The sequence below is a fragment of the Hymenobacter terrenus genome, assembly GCF_000972495.1.
Taxonomy (GTDB): Bacteria; Bacteroidota; Bacteroidia; order Cytophagales; family Hymenobacteraceae; genus Hymenobacter; species Hymenobacter terrenus.
Window position 1 is genome coordinate 96,866 of the sequence record NZ_LATM01000007.1, and the last position, 26,442, is coordinate 123,307.

Below are 26,442 nucleotides of genomic sequence, written 5' to 3' on the forward strand. Positions count from 1 at the left end.
AACCAGCCAGCCCGTTATGCGTCTGCTTGCTGCTTTAGCCGCTTTGTTGCTGCTGTTTTCACTTGCCGGGGCGGGCCCGGCGCGGCACGCCTACCACTCCAGCATCACCGAGTTGCGCTATAATGCGGCGAAAAAGCAGCTGGAGCTATCGGTGAAAGTATTTACGGACGACTTCGAAAAAGCCCTGTCGCAAGGCCAGCCCAAGGCCGTCAGCCTGACAGATGCTGGCCCCCTCCCCCTGGCCCTGGCTACCGCCTACTTGCAGCGCACTTTGCAGGCGAGCACGACCGCCGGCGCCCCGCTCCCCTTGCAAGTATTAGGCATGCAGGCTGAAAACGACGGATTCTGGTTCTACTGCAAAGTATCACTCCCCGGCGCCCTGCCTGGCGTGCAACTGCGGCAGGCGGTATTGCTCGACGTGTTCGCCGACCAAATGAACATCGTAAACATCGAAGCGGGTGGTAAGAAGCAAAGCGCCCTTTTCCGCGCCGGCCACGAGCAAGAAGTGCTAACTTGGTAGCTGTAGGACGCAGCCTTTGCTGCGTCGTGCCCGTACCGCGTGGGAGGGAGTTGCTTCCGTTCAAGGTTCGTTCAGGGCTGACGCAGCAAAGGCTGCGTTCTACGCCACGGCTCGGCGCAGGAACTGGCAAAACGGCACCATGGCCCGGAACACTTCCACCACATGAGCCCGTAAATCTTCGTGGCTCAACACCTCCGCATCGGTCATCTGATACGTAGCAATGAAGCTCTTGTGCTTCAACAGCTCAATTTCGGGATGGTCGACCGAATAGTTAGCCGGTGATTTTTTGAGCTTATCGCCGCCCAAGCCGCCGAAGTAGCGCTGAAAATCAGGCGCGGTCAGGAGGGCTTTCAAGTCGTCGGCATTATAGTCAATTTCCTGACGAATGGCGGCCAGCTGATTCTTATCGGGCATGTAGAGGCCCCCCGCAATCATGGTATTACCGTTCGGACCGAGCTGGATGTAGTAGCCAGGCGAATCGACCTCCTTGCCGGGGCCGGCAGTGAAGTACACCGAAAAGTGGGTTTTGTACGGGTCTTTGTTGTTGCTAAATCGGACGTCGCGGTAGATGCGGAAAATGCTTTTGCGGCCCTCGGGGCCCGCCAGTACGGGGTCGAGTTTTGCTAGTTCACGGAACCAGAACTCGGCATCTTCCTCAAATTGGGCGCGCAGTTGGTCGTAGGTAGCTTTGCGCTCCTGAAACCAGGGCCGTTCATTGTGCTTAATGAGACCTGAGAGAAAGGCAAAGAGGGGTTTGAGTTGCATGGTGTTGTTATAATGAAGAGTCAATTCTCCTCCTTGGTATGGAGAGGACGCTGGCGCGAAGCCCGCCAAGCTGAGTTTCCAATTACTAGCAAGCTGGGGGTGGCTGGTGCCCATAATCGGGGCAGCATATCAGGGGCATCGGGCACGGATTTGGTGCTGGGGCTACCAGCGCATCCCAACAACGCTAACACTGGCATTAACTGGACGAAGTAGCGGGGTTGAGCGAAGAAACGCATACGTGCAAATGGGACAGAGCTACTGCCGTGCCTGCCACCGCGAAGGTAGCAGATAGGCACGGGTAGGAAACTTCCACCTAACCCCTCTCCCGTGGAGAGAGGAACCTGACGTTGGAAGGAAGGGCTTTTAACGGACATCAGGCTCCCCGCTCCACGGGAGATGGACCGGGGATGAGATTCTCCCGCGCCTGACTATCAAAACCTGATAACTAACCTCCAACGAAATAGAAAACTATGAATCCCGTTGTAGTAGCATTCTAATCACTTCACAGTTCTTTTCTATGCTGCGTCGGCTGTTGTGCTGCGTGCTTTTGGTGCTACCTATTTTTCAATTATTGGCCCAGTCGTGCAGCAAGCCAGCCGATAGTCTGGCCGACGACGCAGCCCCGGTCACTTTCTGGCAGCAACAGCTGCGGTTTCCGCGGGTGCGGGCGGCGCAGGCTGCCACCGGGCCTGCCGTGGCCACCCACTTTCGTACCCGCTACCTCGACCCCAAGCAGTTAGAAATATTCCTGCGCCTGATTAAAACCAACCGGGAACTAGAAGTGTGGGCTCGTAACCGGGGCGGGGGCCCGTTTGAGTTGTTGCACTGCTACCCACTGGCCGCTACCTCGGGCAAGCTAGGCCCCAAGCGTCGCGCTGGCGACTATCAGGTGCCCGAGGGCTTCTACGAAATCGACCGCTTCAACCCGAAGAGTAATTTCCACCTCTCGTTGGGCCTCAACTATCCCAACGCCGCCGACCAAGCCCTGAGTGAGGCCAATCCCGGCGGCAATATTTTCATCCACGGCGGCGCGGCAACCATCGGCTGCATGCCTATCACCGACGCAGGTATTGAGGAAGTGTATCTGCTGGCGGTGGCGGCACGGGCGGCCGGACAAACGGTTATTCCGGTGCACATTTTTCCGTTTCCCCTTACCCAGGCGGAGTTGGCCAAGCACGCGGCTAGTTTACATCAAGCGTTTTGGCGGGGACTGATGCCAGGATATGCGTATTTTGAAAGGTACCACGAATTGGAACAATGCCCTTCCCTGTCCGTCGTCAAATAGGGAATATAGCGGACACGCCCGGTGGAAGTCGTAAGTTTATGCCGCCGCGCTTTTGTAGTAGTGCCTGGGCCGGCTGCGTCGCTGTTTCTGCCCATCAACGGGCTGCTCGACTGGCCAGGCGGCGCGGCTTCTACTTCGCGCTACCCATGGTGGTACTCGGGCTCTTATACTGTATTATCGGTGCTGGACCCGCGGAGGACCCGCTGCTTCCAGCCTCCACTATCCTGCCTACTACTTAACTTATTAACTCAGCGACGCAAGCCCAAAGCCACGCCGACGCTTGTTTCTGCCCATATTAAAGACCAGAAGAGCCTATTTTTTCGTTATACCCGCGAACTACTTTTCAACTAAATGAGCCTGAAACGCCTTTTTCTTGCTTCGCTGCTGCTACTTACCGTGGCGGCCCGCGCCCAGCGCCCCACCGATATCTGGTATTTCGGCCAGCAGGCCGGCCTCACATTTGCCGATGGCAACACGCCCAAGCCGCTCAACGATGGCAAGATGAGTACGTATGAGGGCTGCGCCGTGGCCACCACCGCCAAGGGCGAACTGCTGTTTTACACCAACGGCGAAACCGTGTGGAACCGTAAGCATCTACCCATGCCCAACGGCCATAAGCTGATGGGCAGTGGTAGCAGCACCCAGTCGGCCCTCATCGTGCCCGACCCTGGCTCGGGCAACGTCTTTTACATTTTCACGGTGGCACCGCAAGGCACGCCCAACGGCCTGCGCTATTCCATTGTGGATATGACCCGCGACGACGGTTTCGGCGACCTGCCCCGCGTGAACCTGCTCCTTCTGCAGCCAGTGGCCGAAAAGCTGGCCGCCGTACGCCACGCCAACGGCCGCGATACCTGGGTGGTGGCCCACCGCTGGAACTCCAACGCCTTCGTAGCCTACCTCGTCACGGCCGATGGCGTGGCGGCCAAACCCATCATGAGCAATGTGGGCAGCATGAACGCAGGGCCCGGCCGCAACGCCATTGGGGCACTCAAGTTTTCGCCCGATGGCAAGCGCCTTGCCGCTGCCCTGTGGCGCGAGACCAACAAGTTTGAAATCTATGATTTTGACCGTAATACCGGCAAGGTGAGCAATCCCAGCAGCTTCGGTCCCTTCGCCGAGGCGTACGGCGTGGAGTTTTCGCCCGACGGCTCGAAGATGTACGGCACTTGCAATGGCGTGGGCGGTGGCCAAACCGAAATCTGGCAATTCGACCTCAAAACCAAAGCTAAAACGCTGGTCGGCAAATCGGCCAACCGCAAAATTGGCGCCTTGCAGCGGGGGCCGGATGGCCGCATCTACGTGGCCCGAGAGGACAATCTCAACCTCGGCATCATCGAAGAGCCCAATGCCCTGGGTAAGGACTGCAAGTACGTGGATGAGGGCCTGAAGCTGGGTGGCCGACGTAGCAAGCTTGGGCTTCCCGCGTTTGTGGTGGTGCCGTAGGGAGCAGAACAACAACTCCCCTCCTTATCAAGGAGGGGATGTTCGAGCCAACGGCGAGAACGGGGGTGGTTGAGCCGTTGAACAAATTAAGAACGATTCAGCAGCCAGTGGTTCGGGCATCGTTCAACGACTCAACCACCCCAATTTTAGCTTCGCTAAAATGTCCCCTCCTTGGTAAGGAGGGGAGTTTTTCTTGCTTTGCCTAGCTCTTTCCGCCAATCTTAAATCGCAGAAAACCAAGGGCAGCTGAGTAGTAAGGCGATTTTTCGTTGAAATAGCCGGTGACGTCGCGGGAGCTGATGCCGGCTTCCCATATCGGCGATACCAGCGTAAAGCCCAGTGGCAGGCTGGCGCCGTAGCCCGCGCCACCAGTCAGGCCGCTGCTCAGACGCAGCCAGGGGGTGGGTTTGAAGTCGACACCCAGGCCCACGAAGGTAGAGGTGAGGTTGCCGGCTACTTTATTGAGCGGGGTAGTAACATCGATGCCGGCTTCAAACAGGCTGCTGAGGCGGACGCCCGCGCCCAGCCGCAGCTTGGCGGGCAAGGAGGCACTGCGCTTCTGGGCAGCTTGGTAGGAGAAGAGGTTATTTTTGTCGGTGTCGAACTGGTTTATGATTCCCTTGAGTACGTTGTAGGTCTCGACGCCAGTGGCGGCCGTGGGCTGAAGCAGCTGGTCAGAGGCGGTGACGACGTTGCCCTTCCAGGTCATAGAACCGACGTCGGTTACGGATGCGCCCACGCGGACCAGCTTGCCAATTTCGGCGGCTACGCCCAGGTCGAAGCCGTTGCCGCTGCCCACGGGGCGCAGGCCCGAGCCACTTTTGAGATTGAACTGCTGGTTGCTGGCCAGCTGCCCGTAGTCGACTTTGAAGATGGGCGAAAGCGAGGAGTAGGCCGAAAGACTACCGCTCTTGACTTGAATATCGGCGATGCCGATGCCCTGGATGTAGCGGTAGCCTGCGCCGACCGACAGCTTGAAAGCAGCGTTATCCAACACCCGCACGCCGTAGGAAAGGTTGTATTCGCTCGTCCAGGCCAGTTGGATGGTGGTACCATTCAGGAAATTAGAAATGGGCGGGGCGGGCAGGCCGGTGCCGGTATAGTTGCCGGCAGCATCGGTGGGGAAATACTGCTGCATGCTGGCCGCTTTCTGACCGTTGATGATGACGTCGGCGGCGTTGCGGTTGAGAGCCAGGTGAGCCCCCAGGCGCTGGCGGTTGCTGACGGCAATACCGCCCAGACCGTTGGGCAGGCTGATGGCAAAACCCAGCGTCGTGACATCGGCGTTGATATTCAGGGCATTTTTACCTTCGAAGCCGTTCACCAGCTCGGCCTTTCCGGCGGCCCCGATGGGCTGGCTGCTATCGAAAAGAATGCGCCGGAGGAGGGTTTTGCTCAGAGAGCGGGAGGCCAGGCCGCCGCCGCCTTCCAGAATAGTGAAGGCCACCAGGGACTCGCCGGGCCGGCCCAGGTTGGCGGGGTTGATGCCGATGGCCTGATAGTCCTGGGCAAAGGTGTTGATAACCCCGCCGCGCCCGGTGGCGGTGAAGTTGCTGAGCTCATTTTGGGCGTGCACGGCGGCGGGCAGGGCCAGCAAAGCCACCAGCGGCAGGCGACGTAGGGATACTTTCATACAGAAAAACGAGTGGCGGGTTTAGCTTGCAGCGGGATTTGAGGAATGCGTAGCACGTTCCATTAAGCAGCCCCAATTGGTTCGCCCTTCGCTACGACATCCATTTAGTATCGTATACCTCCTCAATTCTGCCGCAAGCTAACGCCTACACGTTACTATTTTGTCTCCCAAACGTCTTTCCGTCGCCGAATACGTTGCTGGCATTGTGGCGGGCAGCCGCACAGTGCTCGGCCGCGCTATCACACTAGTTGAAAGCACGCTGCTCGCCGACCAGGCTCTGGCTCAAGAAGTTTTACAGGCCGTGCTGCCTCACACCGGGCGCAGCTTGCGCGTGGGCATCACGGGGGTGCCGGGGGTGGGCAAAAGTACGTTTATTGAGGCGCTGGGCCGTTTTTTGATGGAAACGTGGGGCCACAAGCTGGCCGTGCTGGCCGTAGACCCCAGCAGCCAGCGCGGCGGTGGCAGTATTCTGGGCGATAAAACCCGGATGCCTTGGCTGGCGGCGCACCCGGCGGCGTTCATACGCCCCTCCCCTGCTGGGGGCAGCCTGGGCGGGGTGGCGCGGGCCACGCGGGAGGCATTACTATTGTGTGAAGCAGCGGGCCACGACGTTATTTTTGTGGAAACCGTGGGTGTGGGCCAGTCCGAAACCACCGTGCACGGCATGGTCGATTTCTTCCTGTTGCTGATGCTAGCCGGGGCCGGCGACGAGCTCCAGGGCCTCAAGCGCGGCATCATGGAAATGGCCGATGCCTTGTGCATCACCAAGGCCGACCAGGGCAATGAGCAGGCGGCCCGCCGCGCCCGCGTCGACTACCAGAACGCGCTGCACTTGTTTCCGCCGGCACCCTCGGGGCAGGTGCAGCCGGTGCTGCTGACGTCGGCCGTGAGCGGCACTGGGCTGGCGGAGGTGTGGGAAGTTATTGAAAACTACGCGGCCGCCACTCGGAAGAACGGCTATTTCCAACGGCGGCGGCAAGAGCAGCAGCTGCAGTGGCTGCACCAGAGCATTGCCCGGGCACTGGAAGCGCGGTTTTATGCTGATGAGGTGGTGCGGGCCCGCCTGCCCGACGTACAACAAGCTGTGGCCGCCGGACGGCTTACCCCGTTCGCAGCGGCCACACAACTGTTGGCATCATCCGGCAGCAGCTCCCCTATAGTGACGCCGTAGCGGGTCCGCTCTTGGTGCGGCGGCTAGCGGTTTCACGCACGGCAATGGTGGCGGTGCCGGGAGTTTTGCTTTCTACCTGCACGGCGTAGCGGTAGCGGTCGGGGCCCACGCGCAGCACCAGGGCATAGCTGCCGGCGGGCAATTGGTCAAACTTCAGTAGGGTGCCGTAGGCCGCCGTGCGGTGGGTTTCGTTGAGTATCCACCGGCCATTGTCGAGGTGCACGACCTGGAGGCGGGCAGCCTTCTGCGCGGGATTGTGGATGCGGACGGACAGGCTGGCGGCATCGAGTTGAGTCACCTGCACCGACGAGGGTGCTAGTGGCGCGTCCTGGGCTTGGGCAGTACTGATAAAGCTGCCCGCGAGCAGCAGGCCAAGGAGGACGGGACCGGCGGCCAGTCGGAAAGTCAGGGTGGTTACTTGGGCCGAAGACTGGGCTGCGAGGAAGTTGGAGCGCGATTTCATGATACGAGAGAAAAGAGGATGAATGAAAAACTGGAATCCCCTGGCAAGGCCGGCGCGAAACAGCTGCTCATGTCCGGTTTTGAGTGGCTGCTGCCCAGAGGCATTAGCTAAAATTCCATCATCGTGCCAACTTTTTAACTCACTCTATTACAAATCATTAAATACAAAAACAGCTTCTGTCAGAGTGAGGATTATTGTTCGTTATCGGGCAAGTGTTCACTTATGAACACCTGCGGCCAAATCAGGTACTGCTGAACCGGGTGCCGCAACGGCTGGATTGTCGCCAGGGAGCACCCGGCTTAGTTTTTTACACCAATATCGAAGCGAGACATATAGGAGCGGCAAACGTCGCCGAATAAGTGAATTAGGCCGCCAAACCCCAGTAAGCTACCTTTTTCTGCTCTTAGAAATTGGAGAATTCTTTCCTGAAATGCTGCTAATATTGCCTCCCCAATTAAGTATTCAAGTCTACCTCACATTCATTTTTAAGTCTACTTTCTTCTCTTTCATGCTTTCTTTTTGCTACGAAAACGCGCGTCAGCTGGCGGCGCGCCTGCGCCGTCAAGCTTCCTTGCTAACCACTGTTGCTGCCTTACTCTATGCGCCGGCTGTGCGGGCCCAGGTCACTGTTCCATCAGGTAATCCACCTACCAATCCGACAGCGCCAGCCTTTACGCGCCAGCCGCTCAGTTGCTATGCAGGTTTTGAGCGCAGTGCCATGATTTATACGGCCGCCGAATTTGGCTCTCGTGGCAGCTTTACTTTCAACAGTATCGGCTTTTACCTAGAAAGCGTACAGAATCCATACACAACACCCGCGAAAATCTATCTGAAGGCCACTTCCGCCACTGAGTTTATGACTGCTACGACAGTGGCAGACGAAGAAGCAGGGGCAACCCTGGTCTATGACGGATTAGTGCCCAGTAATTTGACGGTATACTCCTGGCTGACGATTCCGCTATCGACACCTTTTACGTATGATGGCACCAGCAATCTTGAAGTTATTGTGGAAACCAACGCTGGCTTAAGTTTCGAAAATATCCTTGCCAAAGGATTCCGCGGTAGCAGACAGGTTAACCGCTTTCAGACCTGGGAGTCCGATGATACCGCGCCGCCGACTGGTCTGGGTGTGGTGTCGCGTACCATTCGACCCAACATCCAGTTCTCATCAACGGGTGTACTCAGCAGCATCTCTTCGGCGCTGGGCCAGGGCCAACTGACGGCTTTCCCCAACCCGGGGCAGGGCACGGTCCAGGTGAGCATCCCGCCCGTGGCCGGCGCCCGCTCGGCCACGCTGAGCCTGTTCAACAGCCTGGGCCAGCTCGTGCGCACCCGCGCCGTGGCCCTGGCGGCGCCTGGCACCCAGGCGCCCTTACCCCTGGCGGGTCTGGCCAGCGGCCTCTACACGCTGCGCGTGCAGGCCGGGACCGAGACTGCCGCCCTGCGCCTGACGGTGGATCAATAGCCGGGTGCTACACGGCCTGCTGGCTGTAGGCGGCGGGCCGTGTAGCGTTAAGCGCAAGCTGGCGCGGCGGCTATTCTTTTTCCTTCTTCGCGGCTTTAGCTAACTCCTTCAATTCCTTCACGGTGCCGCTACTGCTAAATAAAGTGCATGGTGGCGGTGCCGGTGAGCTTGTAGTAGGTCTTCTTGGGTTTGAAGACAGATTTGAACAGCGCTTTGGACTGGAAGCTGACGTGAACCGGCATCAGCTCGGTGCCTTTCTTTTTGAAGGTGAAGTCTTTGGTTTCCTTGCCTTTCACGTCAAGGTCGTCTTCGATTTGAAAGTGGTATATCACTTGCTTGATGGTGAAAGGAATGGATTCGTAGTTGTTGACGCGCAGGTTGACTACGGCCTGCCCGTTTTTGAGGCCTAGTTTGGCCACATCCACGTCGGCATCTTCAATTTTGAGCAGGTTGGGGATGTAGACGCGCTTGCTCACCTCGACGGGGATTTCCTTGGGGCCCACGGCGGACAGGTTGGCGTAGATACGGCCCGGCCTATACGCTGACAGTGGAGAACTGCGCCGCCAGCCCGCTGCTGCTTTGGATGGGCCAGAAGGACGGCACACCCACCACACCCCTGCCCTGCCCGGCCGAGGAAATCACGGTGCCGATGCGGGCTACCCTGGGTCCGGCCACGGCCGCTACCTGATGGGACGGTTTGAGGAAGCCACAGGCGGCGAGACGACGGTGGTGCGGCGGGTGGTGTAGCACTGCCACGGCCTATGACTGAAGTGCCCACGCACGAGGTACTACTGGGCAGGCATCCGCAAAAACGCCTGCCCGCCCAGCTTGATAACGGCATCGCTCTTGAGAAGACACTCCCTTTCGACGCCGCCTACTGCGTGAACTACGGCGCGATGTTCGAACTAGGCAACACGCATTTGGGTGCTTACTTGTGCCTCATCACTCTCTCCGACCAAGATGGCTGGAGCAGGAGCCAGCCAGCACTTACTTCACAACTAAGCGCTGGCTGGCTGCGCCGCACCGAATGTGGTACAGACCGGGCGCCAGACCAGCCACGTTGAGCGGCGCAGCGGCTGTGCCTGCTGGTAAGGCTTGAAAACGGACTTGGCGGCCAGTGGCGTCGAGCAGAACCAGTACGCGAGTCTCCGTAGCAGCGCGTAGGTGCAGTGTAGTCTCGGCATGAGCCGGGTTGGGCGCGAGTGTAATAGGCGCCGCGGCTTGCCGGGCTGTGGAGGTGGCCAGCGGGCTACTGGCATCGGGCAAGGAGGCCACGAAGCCGTTGACGGCCGCCGCAGTGGTGAGCGACGTGCCGCTGAAAACGGCCGAAGGGCCTTGGAAGTCGCCGGCCACGAACACATTTGTGTTCGTCACGGCCAGGGCCGTGGCCTGGTCATCGTTGGTGCCGCCGGCGCGCTGGGCCCAGGCGAAGCTGGCGCTGGCGCCAGCATCCGTAACCTTAGCCACGAAGAGGTCTGACCGGCCGCTATTAGTCAAGGGGACACTACCAAAGGCAGTCGCCGCTCCATTAAAATAGCCCGCTACATATACGCTTGTACCACGCACAGCCACGGCCTGAGACCTTGTATCATTGCTCAGCGCCCAGGTGTAACTGGCGCTGGCGCCCGCGTCAGCGAGCTTGGCCAGGAACCCGCCGCCGGTGCTCAAAGTAGTGGTACCAAATACGGCTGTTCCCGCCGAGAAAGCGCCTGCTGCATACACAGCTGCTCCATTTACGGCCAATGCTGAAACTAAGTCCCCACTGCTTTGCGCCCAATCAAAAGCCCCGCTGGCGCCCGCATCAATGAGCTTGGCCACAAACCCACCCTGCGCACTGGTTAAGGCGCTACCGCCAAAAGTGGCTGGGAGTCGAAAGTACCCTCCCAGGAACACCGATGTTCCACTCACGGCTAAAGAAGTCGCTTGGTCGCCCAGGATACCGCCCGCGCGTTGGGCCCAGGCATAGCTGGCACCAGCCCCCGTATCTGTGAGCTTAGCCACGAAGACATCGGTCCCGCCGGCACTAGTCAGCGGGATGCTGCCGAAGGTGGTCGCGAAAAATTCGCCCGCCACGTATAGGCTTGCTCCACTTACAGCTAGAGCGTTGATGGTTGTTTGGCTAGAGCCTGTGCTGCGCAGGGCCCAGGTAAAAGCACCTGCGTCTGTTAGCCGGGCCACAAACACGTCGCCTGTGCCAGCTGCGGCCAGCGGGGCACCGCCAAAATCAATCGCATTGCCGCTGGAGGTGCTACCCGGAAGATTACCGGCCAGGTAGACGTTCGTGCCGCTCACAGCTACGGCCGTGGCTTCATCTCTGCCAGCTCCGCCCACGCGCTGGGCCCACACGAAGCTGTTGGTCGCTGGGCTCCACTTGGCCACAAAGGCGTCGAAATCCCCGGCACTAGCACTGGTGAGCACGGTGCTGCCGAAGGTGGCACTGCCCACGAATCGGCCAGCTACGTACACATTGCCAGCGGCATCGGTAGCAGTAGCCTTCACACTGGACCCAAGGGCGCCCGTTGCTACAGTGGCAGCCGTTTGCCAGGCCGGGGCTTGGGCGTGAGCCGCGGGCTCGGCTAGCAGCACCAGGGGCATAGCCAGCAGTGTGGCAAATACCCGCTGGTGACCGGAAGAAAAGAGGGATTGAGACAAGGTTGAACGCATTACAAGCAAGGATTAGGTAATGAAAAAAGCGGTGTTGGTGCTGCGGGCATTGAGACCCGCTAGGTGAGTCTAAGTAGTGAAAATGAGTATCCACGGTTCGCGTGATAAGCCCATGCCTGAAGGCTACCCAAGTATCATGAAGGTTAGCTGGCACTGCCTCTCGCGTGGCTTGGTTCGGCAGCAGCGCGCAGACACAGAGGCTGGGCCGTGTTCGCGAGTGGGCCACATGCGTATCACTGCTGATAATGAAGTATTCCTGCTGTTCTAACAGGGGAGATAAGACGGGCACTAAAAATTACCCAGCCTCACCTTACTCGACTACCAGGTGGGTGCTGGCCGCGCCGCACCGGACGTGGTAGAGGCCGGGAGTCAATCCGGTCACGTTGAGCGGCGCAACGGCTGTACCAGCCGGCAAGGCCTGGGCGCGCACTTGGCGACCAGTGGCGTCGAGCAAGACCAGTACGCGAGTCGCAGTAGCAGCGCGCAGATGCAGCGTGGTGCTGGCATGGGCCGGGTTGGGCGCGAGTGTAATGGGCGCCGCGGCTTGCCGGGCTGTGGAGGTGGCCAGCGGGCTGCTGGCATCGGGCAACAAGGCCAGAAAGCCGCTATCCGCCGCGGCGCTGAGCGACGTGCCGCTGAAGTCGGCGGCGGGGCCTTGGAAGTCGCCGGCCACGAACACATTTGTGCTTGTCACGGCCAGGGCCGTGGCCTGGTCATCGTTGGTGCCGCCGGCGCGCTGGGCCCAGGCGAAACTGGCGCTGGCGCCAGCATCCGTAACCTTGCTCACGAAAATGTCTGATTTACCGGCAGTGGTCAGGGAAGTAGCTCCAAAGGCAGCGGTACCACCGAAGAATCTTCCCGCCGTATACAAGGTAATGCCGCGCACAGCCAGTGCCTGAGGCAGTATGCTCCCCGTACTATTGGCACTCAGCGCCCAGTTATAGCTGGCACTCCTGCCCGCGTCGGTGAGCTTGGCCACGTATCCATTGTTGTTGCCCACGTTTGGCAGGGTCGTGGTACCGAAGGTCGCGGGGCTGCCGGAGAATTCGCCGGTCACATACACGCCCGGCCCACTCACAGCCACCGCCGACACTCCCCGACCACTAGGCTGGGTCCAGACGAACGTGCCGCTAGCGCCCGCATCGGTCAGCTTGGCTACAAACCCGCCGGGTGCGCCAGTCAGGGGGCTACCGCCGAAGGTGGCCGATACCTGGAAAAAGCCGCCCACGTACACATCCGTGCCACTCACCGCCAAGGCCGTGGCCTGGTCGATAGAGCCGCTGCCGGCACGCTGGGCCCAAGTGTAGCTGGCACCGGTGCCAGCGTCCGTAAGCTTAGCCAAAAAGATGTCGCTCACTCCGGTGCTGGTTAGGGCAGTACTGCCAAAGGTGGCCGTGCCCCGAAACTCGCCTGCCACGTAGAGGCTGGTCCCATTGACGGCCAGGCCAGTAATACTAGCTTCGCCGGCGCTGCGCAAGGCCCAGGTGAAGCTACCGTTATCCGTGAGCCGGGCCACGAACATATCGCCGGCACTCGTACCAGCCAAGGGCGCACCACCAAAATCAATAGCGTAGCCTAGTAACGTACTGGCGGGAAAATTACCGGCCAGGTAAACGTTCGTGCCGCTCACGGCTACGGCCGTGGCTTCATCTCTGCCAGCTCCGCCCACGCGCTGGGCCCACACGAAGCTGTTGGTCGCTGGGCTCCACTTGGCCACAAAGGCGTCGAAGTCCCCGGCACTGGTGAGCACGGTGCTGCCGAAAGTAGCACTGCCCACGAATCGGCCAGCTATATATATGTTGCCGTCGGCATCGGTAGCCGTAGTGTTCACATTGGAACTAAGAGCACCCGTTGCTACAACCGCAGCCGTTTGCCAGGCTGGGGCTTGGGCATGAGCCGCTGGCTTTGCTAATAGAGCCAGGAGCAAGGCCAGAAGTGGGGCCGGGGCCCACCATCGGCGGCCAGAAAAGCAAGAAGATTGGTATGAAACAAGCATTGAGCTGATGCTATTAAGTGGATACTGATGCAGAAGGTTAGAGGATATCATTCCGTTGTTTTATGCCAAAGAAGAACCAAATAGGCTACCTCAAAAAAGCGCTGAATGGGAAAGCCGAGAAAGTCTAAAGCGGTATGTCATACCTCACTTTTACAGCAATTGCCAGGTAGTTGAGCAAGCAGGCTCATCGCCGTTTTGAGGTTAACCAAGCAATCTGCTCTTGTCATGAAGCGGCACAAAGGTTCTTACAGCACAGGAGCAAAACCTGTATCGCCTGCATGGACTCGACATGGACTCAGTACTTTGAGAGGGGGACAAAGCATGGACAAGTTGGGATAAGAAATTCAAAAATCAACTAAGTGCAATTACGACAGGCGATTCGAGCGAGGTACCCAATCGCTATTCGCGATTTCCGTTTGACTGAGCGAAGCCTCTTTTGTCAAACCAATGGTACCCGGAAGACTCAGCTATCTGGCGCCCTTGTATATTGGGCAACCATGCACCAGTTCCAATTATTTTTCGCTGCCTGCCAATGCAAACTGATTTTAGAGTCTTCACAGTTTGGCCGCGGCTCATTGCCAAATATCCTGGCTGCGGCAAGCAGCCTGAACACTAAGTGGACAGCTTATTCTGGGTTGTTAACACTGACTCGATGGGTGGTGCTGTTGCTTCTGTTTCTGCCGCTGCCGACGCGTGCGGCTCAACAGCCTGTCAGTGTCAGCGACTCATTACGCATTGAGCACCTCGCTGCGCAGGCTATGCAAGCGGCTGAAAAAAATCTGGCCCGGTCGCTGGATTTAGCAACCCAGACCGAACGCTTTGCTCGCCGGGTTGGCTCGGTTCGTGGGCAAGCGCTGGCCCTGCAAGTCCGCGGTCGGGCCCTGGAGATACACGGTAATCTGGCTGAAGCCGAGAAAGTAAAAAGCATGGCGCTGCACTTGGCCGAGCGGCTGCCTGACCGCGCTTTGCACGCTAAGCTGCGATTGGCATTGGGTCATGTGTTGCGGCAGCGCGGCAACTATCCGGCCGCGCTGGCCCGCATCCTGCAAGCACTCCGCTACTATGAGCAAGCCCGTGACACCATGGGCCAGGTCCGAACGCGACAGGCAGCAGGTGGTATTGATCTTGAGATAAATAACATAGCCCAGAGCCGGGCTCACCTCAAAAAGGCGCTGGCACTGGCGCTGCGGGTACGACGTACCCCTGCTTCGGTTCTTGAGCAGGCTATTGCCTATACTGGCCTTGCTTCGACCTATGCCGTGTCGCGCGATTTCGAGCGGGCCCACCGCTGCTTTGCCTTGGCTTTGGCTAGCTACCGGCAAGCTGGTGATAGCCTGCGCGTGGTGGTGGTGCTTTGCGACATGAGCGAGCTCTACATTGACCAACACGAGCTGGACACCGCGGGCAGCTTACTGGCCCAGGCGCAGCAACGGATTGATCAGTTGGGTGGCGGCAGGCTCGCGGGGCTGAATGGGTTTGCGACGTACCTCGCCGGCAAGCTTGCCTTTGCCCAGACCAACTACCTGGCCGCCAGCGGCCGTCTCGATCAAGCTCGCAGCATCGCCGGGCGCGAACAAAATGTTCCCTTGCTCAAAGATATATACCTGCTACTGGGCCGGGTAGAAGCGGTGCGGGGCCGCCATCAACCTGCCCTGCGCTGGCACTTGCGCGGCGACCAACTCAAAGACTCATTGCAGGGGGCACAAACAGCCGCCCAGATTGCCGTGCTACGCGCCCAGCACGACAGCACACGCCAGGCCCAGCAGCTGCAAGTCCAACAGTTCCGCATCAAGGAACTGGAGCAACGGAATCGCATCAACCGCTTATGGATAGGCCTGGGGACTATGCTACTGATGGCCCTGGCAGCACTGGGCTGGCTAGCCCGCCACCAAGTTGCCCTGGCCCGACAGCGCGACCAACTCCAGATGCAGGCGGAGCAGGCGGCCCAGACCCTGCGCCTGCGCACCACCGAAGACCAACTCGCTCGCCAAAACCAGGAACTGGTGGTGCTGGCGCTGAACATAAGCCAGAAAAGTGAATTGCTCGACACCCTGAAAGAGGATTTGCGCAGCTTCAGCCAAGGCACCGATGAGGCTGTCCGCCAACACGCGGGCAAGCTCCGCCAGCGCCTCGACCAGCAGGCACGCCCCGATCAGGAGTGGGAACATTTCCGCCTTCGCTTTGAACAAGTACACCCACGCTTTTTTGCATCGCTGCAGAACCAGTTTCCGGCCGTTACGCCCCATGAATTGCGCCTGGCCGCCTTGCTGAGGCTTAATTTTGCCTCTAAACCCATCGCCGCGCTACTCGGTATTTCCGAGGAGGGCGTGCGCAAGGCTCGCTACCGCCTGCGCCAAAAGCTGGGGCTACCCACCGAAGCTAATCTCGCCGACTTTCTCATGCGCCTGGACCAGCCGAACCCGACTGAGGTTGGCGCGTAACCACGTTGCTGGCTACGCCCTGTCCAATTCCAGGAAAATGCTGTTAATTATGGTCTTAAACCACCTCAGCCTTGCCGTAAGCGACGTCCTGCAAACCCAGTAGTTCTTTGAAAAGGATAGGTTTCAATGCCTCGTGCCCGGTAGTCCGGCACTGGCGCTCCCCCACCCCTACTTTTGCCGGGGGCGCAGGGCCAGGTAATCGAGATAATAAAGCACCTTTATCGACACGTTGTTATTGTGCGGGGTGTTGAGGGTGTTGTTCAGGTTGTCGAAATAGAGTGGCGTGGCGGCGTTGGCTTCCAGGAAGGTGGCCCCGGCGTTTTTCCAGACAATGCTGACCTGCGAGCCGGGCGCGAACCACCACGAGTATACCGCGTCGATATTAAAGGCATTGAAGGTGTTGTCGCGGTTGCGGGGATAGTCGGGCTCCGGGGTTTCGAGGCCGTCGGGGTGCAGGCGCGAGAAGTCGCGGTAGTGCACGTTGCTCACGTAGTGCCGCAGCCGGATGTTGAACGACATGCGGTTGGTGAAGGTGTACGTAGTGGTGGCGGTATTGGTGAAGGTAGTCACATTGCGGCGGCCCAGCAGCACGTCGCCCTCGTCGCCGCCAAAACGGGCAATAAATACCACGTCTTCAGACTCATCGTCATCCAGGCCACCAGCGTAGCCAATCTGGTTCTCGTTGCGCTCAACTCCCGCCGAGTACACGAAACTCAGGTGGTTGCTGGCGCGGTAGCGCGGGCCCAGGGTCAGGGTCAAGGAGCGACGGCCGGTGCGGGCGCCATCGGGTGCGAAGAGGCGGACGCCGCCCTCAATATCGTAAGCAAACTTCTTACGGTAGTCCGACGAGACGAAGCCGCTCAGAGCCAGATTGGAGGGTTTACGCACGTGGTATTTGCCAATGGGCGTGCGGCGCGGGTCGAAATAGTCGCGGGTCAGGGGCGCGGCGTCAAAGTCGAAGCCAACTGTGAGGAAATTCTTAGTGAAGGTGGTATTGGCACCCGCATACAGGCCCACGTCCTGGTAGCGACGGGGCCGCTCCAGCAAGGTGTAGGTAATGTAGCCGTACGTATTCAGCCGGTTCACTTTCCAGAATGGCTTGTAAATGTTATAGCTCGTGTTGATGGACTGCGCGATGTTGTTATTACGGAACAGCAGGCCCAAATCATTGGGGTTGTAGGAGTGCGACTCGATGCCGTGCTCGACATTCCAGGTGAAGTTGCCGCTGATTTTGCCGTAATTTAGGTAGTACTTGTAGCCGTCGCGGTCGTCAATTTCGCTATCCGAGTTGAAGCTTTTGCCCCGACGGTTTGAGTACACCACGCGGCCGTTGAAGGCGTAGGAGTTGGCCTTATTGGCGAAGCGAAACAGACCGCCGGTCACGTTGGCATCGTAAGTGCGGCCGGCCCGCGTCACGTTGGTATTGATGAGGCTGACGAAGGAATTGTTCTTCAAACTCTGGTCCAACACCACGATGTTGTAGTTGGCGAAGGGCTGGGTCAGCACCTCGCGGCGGGCGCCGGTGGTGCTGTCCTGCACGGTGGCGTACACATCGTTGCTCAAGGCATTGAAAATGCCCACGCCCAGGCCCTTGCTGGTGCGGCCCGATATTTTGGTGGCGTTCAGCAGGCGCGTCACGCCGGGGTTCTGCACGATGAATTCGCCGCCGCGTCGGCTGCCATCAGTGTCGTGGGTGCCCGCCCGCAGCTGGTCTTCCACTTCCCCAAAGCCGAGTGGTTGCCCGCCCACCCGGCGCGAATAAAACAGCCCACCCTTGTTGAAAAGCTCGGTGCCTTCGGTGAAAAAGCCCCGGTTTTCGTTGTACTGCACCTCGAAGGGCGAGAGGTTGAGCACCTGGTTGTCGCTCTGCACCTGTCCAAAATCCGGTACCAACGTCGCGTCCAGCGTAAAACTCTCGTTGATGCCCCACTTCACGTCGGCCCCGCCATTGAAGCTGGTGTTCGTATTTTTTTTGCCCTGTTCGTTGAAGGGGTAATGGTTGACGTAGGCCGATACGTAGGGCGTGAGCGAGAGGCGCAACGGCGGCTTGAGGTCGCGCAGGCCCGTGAGCTGGCCCCATTGGTTCACGAACCCGTCAACTTGAGGCTTCACCTCGTTCCAGAAAAACTTTTGCCGCGAGCTGCGGCGCTGTCGGCCAAAGTTCACGCCCCACACCTGCTCCTGCGCACCACTGAAACGAATAGCGGAGTACGGAATGCGCATTTCGGCCACCCAGTCGGTACCCCGCAGGGCCGTGCGCGAGTCCCACACGGCGTTCCAGCTGCCGTCTTCGCCGTTGGCCGGCGACTGTCGCGCATCAAACTGCACGCCGCCCGAGGTCAGGATGAATTCGTAGGCGTTCAGGTGGTCATTATAGGTGTCGAAAAATACCCCAAACCAGTCGGAGTTGCCAATATTGTCACGGTCACTCAGCTCGCGCAGAATGGAGTCCTGCGCCATGTCGTGCATGATGGCCCCCACGTAAATCGCCTCATCATCGTACAGCACATGTACTTCGGTTGGGTGCTTTTCGACGGGGCCCGGCGTGGGCTCATACTCATAAAACTTAGAAGCGATGGGAGCCCCTTGCCACACCGCTTCGTCAAGCAGGCCATCAAGCTTGGGTGGAGTACTGATGCGAACGGCCTGGAGCTGGCGCTTGGGCGCGGGCTTGGCGGGGTCGGTCGCTGACGTAGCTGCCTCAACCGGCTGCTCCTGCCCCCAGGCTGCGCTCACCCATAAAATTGACCAGCAAATCAGTAAGAATCGAAGCATATGGTTCACCCCCACAACTAATAGTCAGGGAGGCTAACAGATGTTGGCGAAGGATGGAGAGTTGCTTACCGGGCCCTGGTTTCTCAGATTAAATAAAAAATTCAGAGCCGCAAAAAAGCCGGCCTTCCGCAGAAAGCCGGCCTTTTACGGGTGTTCTCCTCGTCTCTATTCCTTAATTGAAAAGGTCACGTTCGCATCGGGGCTCTTGCCGAGCATCCCGCGGTACTTAGCGGCCAGCTCATCGGACTGCCGCTTGCCATTTACTGTCATCCCTGATTTGTTGAGGCTGAACTGAAAGTTCTTGTCACGCTGACCAATCAGTCCATCCTTACGCAGCTCCTCACGCAAGTCCTGCATTTTCAATCCGTTCACCACCACGCTGGGGCCGTTTATCGCTAACTTGGGCGCGGGCGGAGTTGGTGGCGTGGGTGGGGTAGGCGGAGTTGGTGGCGTGGGCGGCATTAACCCGTCGCTAATGCTGACGCTGTTAGAGTCGCCGTTATGAACTATCATCATCGAGCCGTTAGGGGTCATTTTGCGACCGGTGGTTTGTTCATACAGCTTCAGGTATTTCTCCAGCACCTTCTGAGGTTGCTCCTGGCCGTTCACCACCAGCGTGCGGGTTGTGAGCTTGAGCTGATAGTTGTCTTTGTCCCTAATAAGCCCATCTTTCAGCAGCTCATTTACCAGCACCTCATTTTGCTCGCGCCGGCGCTCGTGCTCCTGCTCGCGCTGCTCCCGTTCCTCGCGCCGGCGTTCGCTTGCTTGTTCCCGCTGTTCCTGTTGCACCTCACGAAGGCGCTCCTGAACTTCTTCACGGCGTTGGCGCAACTCTTCTTGGCTGGCGCGAAGCTCCTCAGTACGATTGCGCAGTTCTTCATCACGACCGCGGCTCTCGTCGGCTCCATTCAGGCCCAATCGCTGTAATGAAGCCGCCTTATCTACCTGCTTGAGTTGGGCCCGCACATTGCTTAGCTCTTTGGCGATGCGCTTGCGCTGCTCGGCACTCAGGCCTTTCACGGCGCTGGCTTCGCGCAAGGCCCGCTCGGCGGCCCGCAGGGCCTCGCGCTGGCCCGCCGTCGGATCGGGCCTGGAACCGGGCTGGAGCCGATACGTGCGACTTAATGAGCCATTGGGAATTGATGTTATCCGCGTATAGCCGCGTTGCAGGCTCAGGCGCCGGTTGTTGAAGTCCGGAGTCAAATCGTGAAGCTTGAGCGCGTAGTCATTGCTGCGCCAAAACTTCCGTTCCACAAGCCTTTCTACGTCGCCACTATTCCCGCTCCGGAAAGCGTAGCCCCGCATTTCGGAGGCTTCACGCGGCAGCACCTGAATAATTTGGACCTGCGATTCAACGGCTTTGTCCTTTTTATCTTTGCCTTTAAGCTTGCCCGTGGCCGTTTCCACGCGCTGGCCATCCACCATCAAGTCAGTAAGCCGGCCTTTCTTATCCTTCGTGATAACTACCGTGCCGGGGCTGCCAGGGAAGGCATCGGACACTTCACGGCCGTTGATGGTGAGACGGCGCGTTTCACGCCGCTGGCCCCAGCCGCGCCGGCTGATGCGGCGGTGTACAATCGTATCGCCGTCTCCCGTCGTCGCTTCTCCCACGCCGAGCTCATTCTGGTTGCTGTCGGCCGCCCACTCACTCGGTGCTGAAAGTGTAATGGGCATATTTGGAGCAGCCGCGGCTAGCTCCGCCACGCGCTTGCTGGTATCCCCAAAGGCTGTCAGCGCGGTTGGCGCCGCGCCAGCCTGCCAGTCAAAAGCCGCGGGGCGGGGTGAGGTTGCCGGCCGCGCCAGTGGAGTTGCCAGCACCACACTGCTGCCGAGCAGGGTTAGTCCGCCCAGCACCAGCGCGCCAGCCATAATGCCTTCAGCCAGCGTGGGAGCAGCGGGGCGGCGCTGTACCAGGCGGCGCACCCGGTTCAGCAAGGCCCCGTGCTTGCCAATGGCGGCCAGGGCCAGGCGTGGCGTGGTGGGTACCACCGCACTCTGGCTCCACTCAGCCAATGCCGTGAGGGCGCAGGCCAGCCGCAGCGAGTCGCCCCCGACGAGGGCCGTCGCGGTATCGTCGCAGCAGTTCTCGCGCTCAGTGCGCACGCAGTTGGCCACAAACCACACCGCAGGATGATAAAAGAACAACACCTCTGCCACCGTTTGCAGCAAGTTCACGAGGTAGTCGCGGCGCAACACGTGGGCCAGTTCATGAGCCAGAATGGCTTCGAGGTAGCCCGGCGAGAGGCCTGCTACGGCTCCCAAAGGCAGCAAAATCACGGGCCGCACGTGGCCTACGACCAAGGGCACCTGCACCAGCGCGGACTCAAGCAGCGCCACCGGCCGGCGCAGGCCACTGCGCTTAGCTAAGGCAGCCAGCCGCTCCTGCCACACCGCGTTCAAAGGCCGCACCCGGTAGCTCCGCAGCCGCTGCACGTATAGCAGGCCGCCCAGCATCCGCAGGCTCATGGCCAGTAAGCCTAGCAGCCACGCTACCACCAGCAACGGCAGGTGATTATCAAAATAGCGCAGCACTGTCAATAAATACCGATTGATTGACTGAGTGAATGAGCCAGCAGCACGCGACTCCGGCGCGGCAGGTGCAGCCGTCATCGCTGCCTGACTTACATCGGTCGTCGGCGTTGCATTTGCTGCTGGCACCTTGGCTAGCACTAGTTTGGGCGCAGCAGTCGAAGTAGACAGCACCAATGTTTCGGCGGGCGGCGCCCATTCGCCCCGGCCAGCACTCGGGCCAGGCATTATCTGCGGGGCTGGTTTCTTGATTCCCGCGTTGAAATACAGCCCAAACGTGATGCCGGCCAGCGCCACCACCATACCCAGTGCCCCGGCCGAGGCCACATAGCGCACCTCCGCCCGCTGCCGACGCAGCAGCAGCAGCGCGCCGGCCAGCACGGCCGCCACCAATGCCCCCTGCCACAACGAATGCAGCAACGTCCAACCTAAAGCCCGGGTCAGCGCGGGCGAAACGAAATTCTCAAGCGCGTTCATCTTCGTCGGGATTAGGGGTGGAATTTTGAATTTCAATGTCATTGAGCAGGCGGCGGATTTGCGCCAACTCATCAGCCGAAGTCTGGCGGCTGCCCAGGGCCTGCATCACCAGCTTCAGGGCCGAGCCACCGAAGGCAGCATCCACGAACTTATCGAGGAGCAAGCCTTGGGTTTCCTGCTCGCGCACCGCAGCCCGGTACACGTGGCTGCGGTCGGCATCGTCGCGCCGCACCAAGCCCTTCTCCAGCATCAGCTGCAAAATCTTGAGTGTGGTGGTGTAGCCCACCTCTGCTTGGCGGCGCTGGCTAAGGCTGTCGTTGATAGCCCGCACGGTAGCGGGCCCGTGCTGCCACAGCACGTGCAGGATTTCCAGTTCGGAATCCGTAGGTTTGGGGGGCGGTGCTTTGCTCATAGCGAAATGAAGCCTATTTGCTACGAATTGTTTCGTAGGACAAAACAAAGGTGTTACGAAATGCTTCGTAGTTGCAAGAACATAGTACGAATTATTTCGTATAAAACCATAAAACATTGATTTACAATTTATAAATTTTATAAATTATTTTTCATTCCCACTGCCACTTATTTCTTTCTATGGATAAGGCCACTGGGCTAGCCTACTTTCGCCAACAATACTTTGGGCCCGTAGACCACTACCTTGGCTGGCATGATGGCTACGAAGCCGACTTCATTTGCCTCGACCAGCTCACCATTGCCGAACGTGGGCAAGCCGAAACTGAATTGTTAGCCGCCGTGCAAACCCGGCCGGGCGACCCGCGTGCTCTGCTAGGGCTGGGCCACCTGCGCAGCCGCGCCGCACTACCTGCGCTCCACAATTGCCTTCCATTTTGGGCCACCTATGCCCTCAACGCCATCGCCCAGATTGATGCGCAGGCACTTGACAAAGCTCAGCTTCTGCACGAGCTGCGCAACACCACCAGCGAATATCAACTAATCGACTTTCTGGTTGGCATTCGGGCGTATTTCACCCTCGCGCACGTCGGGACAGCGATAACTGCTCAAATTTTTCGTCTATTGCATCACGCGCAATACCTGGTGCGCTACCACGCTTTGCAAACGCTCCGCCGGCTATACGCTCTACCAACCGCCGCCCTGGAGTTCAGCCACGATACGGAGAAGGTCCGTGAAGACGCTGTTTTTCAGCTCATTTGTAAAGATGGTTACCCGGCAAAATATCGACAGGCCGAGCAGCTGGTCAGGCTCGAAATAGAGGCGGCGGGTGGCACCGGCTCCTAAACCCGTCGGTTAGGCTTGCTTGTTTGCTGGCTGTTTGCGCCGTCGTGCCAGCGTGACGCGGGCCCGATGGCAGATACCACCCAAAGGTGGATTGAACTTGCTAACGCTGATTTTCACCTTCCGCACATGGGGCAGCTCGGCCATGATGCGGTCGAGCACGCGGTGGGCCACATGTTCCAGCAGACGGGCGGGGGCGCGCATTTCCTCGGCTACGAGGCGATATAGTACTTCGTAATTCACGGTTTGCTGGAGCTTATCCGATTCGCCGGCCGCCAGCAGGTTGGTGGTGATGTACAGGTCCACGCCGTACTTGTTTCCGATTTTCTGTTCCTCGTCGTAGTAGCCGTGGAAAGCGAAAAACTCCAGCCCTTCGAGCGCAATTTGACCCATGTGGTGAGGTAGTGAAATGGTGTAAGCTAGCAAGCGAATGACCGGACGAACGAGCACCCATCAACCTGCTGGCACTACAAAGGTTGCCGCATAAAAAAGAAAGCCCATCCAAAGACAGGCTTCCTCCAAATTCTATCACAGCTACGGGTCTGAGAACCCCATATCTATCTAATGAACAAGGCTTCCCAACAAGGAAACAAACAATCGGTAAAATCCGGCTAAATCTGTACTTTAGATTTCATCGAAGAAGGACTTCTCCGCTACTGCTACTTCGGCGGCGGGCATAGCGGCAGCCATGCCTGGCTGGCTGGGGTGGGTGGCCGGTGAAGGCTGCGTAATTTCGGGGTGACTGGGCCCCACCGGCTGAATATCGGGCGTGGGGGGCTGCACGTATGGCGGAGTGGGCTCGGGCACGCGCGAGGGAGCCGGCTCGTCGATGTGCGGCGCGGGCGCAATGCCGGGGTTTTCGGCCGGCGCGGCGGGACGCTCAATGTCAGGGCCGGGCGTCTGGGCGGGCGCGCCGGGGTCGGGTTGCTGGCCGGGCTTGGGGTTGTAGCTAGTGGTTTCGGGAGCACGCTCGCGGGGCTCATCGAAGCGGCCAGGAGCCGACGGGACGAAAGCAGCGGGCGCGGCCGCAGCTACGGCAATGGCGGGCGAAACAGAGGAAGCAGTAGTGATTTGCATAGCGGGCGTGGGCTCAAGAGTGAGGTTGGCGACCAGTTCTTTCGGCCGCTCTATCTGTACGCGTGCCGCCCGCGAAAGGATGGCTGCCGTGCCGCCCTTGGGCCGGCTGCGGGCTTTTTCTACTTTGTCAAGGGCATCAGAAGCTAAGTGGTGCAGGTCACGCACGAGGGTGTCGAACTGCTGCTCCAGGCGCTGGCACTCTTGGCCCAGCACGTTGACTTCGCGCTGCATGTCGGCTACGGTTTTCTCGGCTTGCTGGTAGGCTTCGTCCATTACAGCGCGGGCGCGCTGGCGGGCCTCCACCAGCAACTGCTCCGATTGCAGCTGGGCTTCACGAATGCGCAGATCAGCGTCGCGCTGGGCCTGCTCGGTGATGTTGCTACTGGTGTCTTCGGCCGTTTTCAGGGTGCGGTAGAGGCTGCTTTCCACCTCGCGCATCTTCTGCACATCCTGCTGGGCGTGTTCGAGCTTGAGGCGCAGTTCGCGGTTTTCGTCGCCCATCCGCTCCCACTGCTGCGAAATGGTGGTTAAAAACGCCTGTACTTCGTCCTTATCAACCCCACGAAAGGATTTTTCGAACGTTTTCTGGCGGATATCAAGGGCGGTAATTTTCATATTAGCGGTTAGCTTTTAGCTGTTGGCTATTAGCTTTTCGGATTGTTGAAATCAAATAAATCGAGCTGAAAGAAGCTAACAGCTAATGGCTATCAGCTGAAGCGCCTACATCCCAAACTGCTAGGCTGCGGTCGTCGCTACACGAAACTAGCCGGTTTTCAGCGCCCGGCCAAACCAGCCGGTTCACGGATGTGCCATGGCCAGCTGAGCGGGCACGGTCCAGCACCCGCAATAGCGTCATCGTGGCCGCGTCCCAGAGCTTAATACTCTTATCGAGGCTGCATGAGGCCAAGTAGTGGCCATCAGGACTAAATGCCAAATGGTTGATGGTGTACATGTGGGCCGGCACGGTGCCCATCAGGGCATAGCCGGCGCCCACGTCCCAGGTCCGGATTTGGGCATCGCGGCCCGCCGTGAGCAAACGGGCATCGTCCGGCGAGTAGGCTACCGAAAACACGGAATTTGTACTTTCTCCCAAAGTGAATTTGGTTGACAGCGAATCCAGGTCCAGGATTCTGGTCAGGGTATCAGAGCTGCCCACGGCCAGCTCGCCCCGGCCTTCGTGCAGGGCCAGACAGCGCAGGCTTTTATCGGTAATGCGCAGGAGCTTTTCGAGCCGGAAATCGGGTACCGTCAATACCGCCAGCGTGCCATCGCCCAATGCTGCGTACAGCCGCTGCCGGCTGGCAGAAACCACCAACTCGAAGATGGCCACCGGCGGCAAGGCCGTAGCATGGATCAACTGCTTACCAGTTAAATCAATGGCCTGAATACCCTGGAAATTATGCCCCAGTACCAGAAAATCCAGCTCCGGCAAGTACCGCAGCGCGTATACCGAATTTTCGACGCGGGCGAGCAGCACACCGTCCTGAGCAGGATTGGTGGCATCCCAACCCACCACCATGCCATCGGCGCTACCCGAATAGATGGTGCTGCCAGCACCGCCCGTGAGGGCATAAACCGCATCGCGGTGGCCAGCCAAGGTGGCAATTTTAGTAACGGGCGGGCGGAAAATTTCAGACATAACAAGCGCCGCAAAGGTAGCTTCGCGGGTAGTTGTTCGTTGTTGGTTATTCGCTGTCAGGTACTGGGGCATAAAATGCCGTAGCCAATAGCCCCGTAACCGACGGTTGACAGTGAACCACCGATAATCATAAAATGCCGCTTCACTCTGTTCAGCGCCTCTCCCCCACCGCCGTGCTGGGCCTATGGTACCTCACCGAAACGCCTGCTGAACTGTGGCTGGACTTGCCCCAACGCGAGGCGTATGAGGTGCTAGTACCCGCCCCGGCCGATGCCTCCCGACAGGCGCAGTGGCTGGCCGGCCGGCGGTTGGTTCACGCACTTTCGAAAAAAGTAAGCTCTTTGCTCCCAGATGACTTGCTCGTGCAAAACGATACCACCGGCTGTCCGCGACTGGTGGGTACAGCTCAGGGCTTGGTCGTATCCTTGTCGCATTCCGGCGTGTGGGTAGCGGCCGTGCTGGCGCTAGGCGGCCGGGTCGGGGTCGATGTAGAAATAATTCGCGATAAGGCGCAGCGGCTGGCGAGTAAATTCCTAGGGACGGAAGAATGGACTGATGCTCAAAGTATCACGCTTGCGGCACCTCATACTGCCTCCGCCCACTACACCCTCTTGTGGAGCGCCAAAGAAACGCTCTACAAATTAGCGGGTCAGCGCGGCATTATCTTCAAAAACCAGCTTTTACTGAGTTACTTTGCCCCGCAGGAATCCGGCGAAATCCCTGCTACGTTGATACTAAACGGCGTTCAGACGCGGCACCGCGTTTGCTACTTGCAGCCCGCGCCCGGCTACGTTCTCACCTATTGCCACGAACCGGCTTCGTAGCCGCCACCGCTTTTTCCTTTA

General features: G+C 59.1%; 22 protein-coding genes. 9 read left to right on the forward strand and 13 right to left on the reverse strand.

Going from position 1 to position 26,442, the window contains the following annotated elements:
* Positions 1 to 16: 16 nt before the first annotated feature.
* Positions 17 to 520, forward strand: a complete 504-nt coding sequence (locus WX88_RS11615; RefSeq protein WP_046244547.1) for a DUF6702 family protein — start codon at positions 17 to 19, stop codon at positions 518 to 520.
* A gap of 99 nt (positions 521 to 619) precedes the next feature.
* Here the strand turns inward: WX88_RS11615 and WX88_RS11620 are convergent, their stop codons facing one another.
* Positions 620 to 1,285, reverse strand: a complete 666-nt coding sequence (locus WX88_RS11620) for a DUF2461 domain-containing protein (RefSeq protein WP_046244548.1) — start codon at positions 1,283 to 1,285, stop codon at positions 620 to 622.
* Between the two features lie 12 nt (positions 1,286 to 1,297).
* On the opposite strand from WX88_RS11620, the gene WX88_RS30810 reads away from it, so the two are divergent.
* The 3 genes from WX88_RS30810 to WX88_RS11630 all read left to right on the forward strand — a co-directional run bounded on the left by WX88_RS30810 (position 1,298) and on the right by WX88_RS11630 (position 4,016).
* Positions 1,298 to 1,498, forward strand: coding sequence for a hypothetical protein (locus tag WX88_RS30810; RefSeq protein ID WP_197076759.1), 201 nt, complete (start codon positions 1,298 to 1,300; stop codon positions 1,496 to 1,498).
* Between the two features lie 304 nt (positions 1,499 to 1,802).
* The gene (locus WX88_RS11625; RefSeq protein WP_052732604.1) at positions 1,803 to 2,570 is read left to right on the forward strand and encodes a L,D-transpeptidase family protein; all 768 of its coding nucleotides are present in this window, start codon (positions 1,803 to 1,805) and stop codon (positions 2,568 to 2,570) included.
* A 351-nt stretch (positions 2,571 to 2,921) separates the two neighbouring features.
* The gene (locus tag WX88_RS11630) at positions 2,922 to 4,016 is read left to right on the forward strand and encodes a TolB family protein (protein WP_046244549.1); all 1,095 of its coding nucleotides are present in this window, start codon (positions 2,922 to 2,924) and stop codon (positions 4,014 to 4,016) included.
* A gap of 202 nt (positions 4,017 to 4,218) precedes the next feature.
* On the opposite strand, the gene WX88_RS11635 is transcribed toward WX88_RS11630, so the two are convergent.
* On the reverse strand, positions 4,219 to 5,649 hold the full coding sequence (locus WX88_RS11635; protein WP_046244550.1) for a DUF5723 family protein: 1,431 nt from the start codon (positions 5,647 to 5,649) through the stop codon (positions 4,219 to 4,221).
* A 160-nt stretch (positions 5,650 to 5,809) separates the two neighbouring features.
* Between WX88_RS11635 and meaB the strand changes: the two genes are divergently transcribed.
* Positions 5,810 to 6,820 carry a methylmalonyl Co-A mutase-associated GTPase MeaB gene (gene meaB, locus WX88_RS11640; protein ID WP_046244551.1) on the forward strand — a complete coding sequence of 337 codons (1,011 nt, stop codon included), beginning with the start codon at positions 5,810 to 5,812 and terminating at the stop codon, positions 6,818 to 6,820.
* Here meaB and WX88_RS11645 read toward each other — a convergent pair.
* Positions 6,804 to 7,283 (reverse strand): hypothetical protein, encoded by a 480-nt coding sequence (locus WX88_RS11645; RefSeq protein WP_046244552.1) that lies wholly within the window; start codon positions 7,281 to 7,283, stop codon positions 6,804 to 6,806. The two genes, meaB and WX88_RS11645, sit on opposite strands and share 17 nt — an antisense overlap.
* A gap of 508 nt (positions 7,284 to 7,791) precedes the next feature.
* Here WX88_RS11645 and WX88_RS11650 point away from each other — a divergent pair.
* On the forward strand, positions 7,792 to 8,748 hold the full coding sequence (locus WX88_RS11650; RefSeq protein ID WP_197076760.1) for a T9SS type A sorting domain-containing protein: 957 nt from the start codon (positions 7,792 to 7,794) through the stop codon (positions 8,746 to 8,748).
* A gap of 134 nt (positions 8,749 to 8,882) precedes the next feature.
* On the opposite strand, the gene WX88_RS11655 is transcribed toward WX88_RS11650, so the two are convergent.
* The 4 genes from WX88_RS11655 to WX88_RS27560 form a co-directional block, all read right to left on the reverse strand.
* Positions 8,883 to 9,251 carry an NDR1/HIN1-like protein gene (locus tag WX88_RS11655; protein WP_046244554.1) on the reverse strand — a complete coding sequence of 123 codons (369 nt, stop codon included), beginning with the start codon at positions 9,249 to 9,251 and terminating at the stop codon, positions 8,883 to 8,885.
* A gap of 31 nt (positions 9,252 to 9,282) precedes the next feature.
* Positions 9,283 to 9,504, reverse strand: coding sequence for a hypothetical protein (locus WX88_RS30005; RefSeq protein ID WP_156176076.1), 222 nt, complete (start codon positions 9,502 to 9,504; stop codon positions 9,283 to 9,285).
* A gap of 231 nt (positions 9,505 to 9,735) precedes the next feature.
* Complete coding sequence (locus tag WX88_RS11660) at positions 9,736 to 11,412, reverse strand: T9SS type A sorting domain-containing protein (protein WP_046244555.1); 1,677 nt, start codon at positions 11,410 to 11,412, stop codon at positions 9,736 to 9,738.
* Positions 11,413 to 11,722: 310 nt separating this feature from the next.
* On the reverse strand, positions 11,723 to 13,243 hold the full coding sequence (locus WX88_RS27560; RefSeq protein WP_156176078.1) for a T9SS type A sorting domain-containing protein: 1,521 nt from the start codon (positions 13,241 to 13,243) through the stop codon (positions 11,723 to 11,725).
* A gap of 923 nt (positions 13,244 to 14,166) precedes the next feature.
* Here WX88_RS27560 and WX88_RS11670 point away from each other — a divergent pair.
* Positions 14,167 to 15,849: a tetratricopeptide repeat protein gene (locus tag WX88_RS11670; protein ID WP_197076761.1), complete on the forward strand. Its 1,683-nt coding sequence runs from the start codon at positions 14,167 to 14,169 to the stop codon at positions 15,847 to 15,849.
* Between the two features lie 168 nt (positions 15,850 to 16,017).
* On the opposite strand, the gene WX88_RS11675 is transcribed toward WX88_RS11670, so the two are convergent.
* The 3 genes from WX88_RS11675 to WX88_RS11685 form a co-directional block, all read right to left on the reverse strand.
* The gene (locus WX88_RS11675) at positions 16,018 to 18,585 is read right to left on the reverse strand and encodes a DUF5916 domain-containing protein (protein WP_052732606.1); all 2,568 of its coding nucleotides are present in this window, start codon (positions 18,583 to 18,585) and stop codon (positions 16,018 to 16,020) included.
* Positions 18,586 to 18,789: 204 nt separating this feature from the next.
* Positions 18,790 to 21,630, reverse strand: a complete 2,841-nt coding sequence (locus tag WX88_RS27565; RefSeq protein ID WP_052732607.1) for a M56 family metallopeptidase — start codon at positions 21,628 to 21,630, stop codon at positions 18,790 to 18,792.
* On the reverse strand, positions 21,617 to 22,042 hold the full coding sequence (locus WX88_RS11685; RefSeq protein ID WP_046244557.1) for a BlaI/MecI/CopY family transcriptional regulator: 426 nt from the start codon (positions 22,040 to 22,042) through the stop codon (positions 21,617 to 21,619). Before WX88_RS11685 ends, WX88_RS27565 begins: the two co-directional genes overlap by 14 nt.
* Positions 22,043 to 22,221: 179 nt before the next feature.
* Here WX88_RS11685 and WX88_RS11690 point away from each other — a divergent pair, with 179 nt between their 5' ends.
* A complete protein-coding gene (locus WX88_RS11690) occupies positions 22,222 to 22,884 on the forward strand; it encodes a hypothetical protein (RefSeq protein WP_046244558.1) in 663 nt (220 codons plus the stop codon).
* A gap of 9 nt (positions 22,885 to 22,893) precedes the next feature.
* On the opposite strand, the gene folB is transcribed toward WX88_RS11690, so the two are convergent.
* The 3 genes from folB to WX88_RS11705 form a co-directional block, all read right to left on the reverse strand.
* Complete coding sequence (folB, locus tag WX88_RS11695) at positions 22,894 to 23,274, reverse strand: dihydroneopterin aldolase (RefSeq protein ID WP_046244559.1); 381 nt, start codon at positions 23,272 to 23,274, stop codon at positions 22,894 to 22,896.
* Between the two features lie 231 nt (positions 23,275 to 23,505).
* Entirely contained in the window at positions 23,506 to 24,573 is a 1,068-nt protein-coding gene (locus tag WX88_RS11700) for a DivIVA domain-containing protein (protein WP_046244560.1), read from the reverse strand.
* 82 nt (positions 24,574 to 24,655) lie between these two features.
* Positions 24,656 to 25,597, reverse strand: coding sequence for a WD40 repeat domain-containing protein (locus WX88_RS11705; protein WP_046244561.1), 942 nt, complete (start codon positions 25,595 to 25,597; stop codon positions 24,656 to 24,658).
* A gap of 134 nt (positions 25,598 to 25,731) precedes the next feature.
* Between WX88_RS11705 and WX88_RS11710 the strand changes: the two genes are divergently transcribed.
* The gene (locus tag WX88_RS11710) at positions 25,732 to 26,421 is read left to right on the forward strand and encodes a 4'-phosphopantetheinyl transferase family protein (RefSeq protein WP_046244562.1); all 690 of its coding nucleotides are present in this window, start codon (positions 25,732 to 25,734) and stop codon (positions 26,419 to 26,421) included.
* Positions 26,422 to 26,442 lie beyond the last annotated feature (21 nt).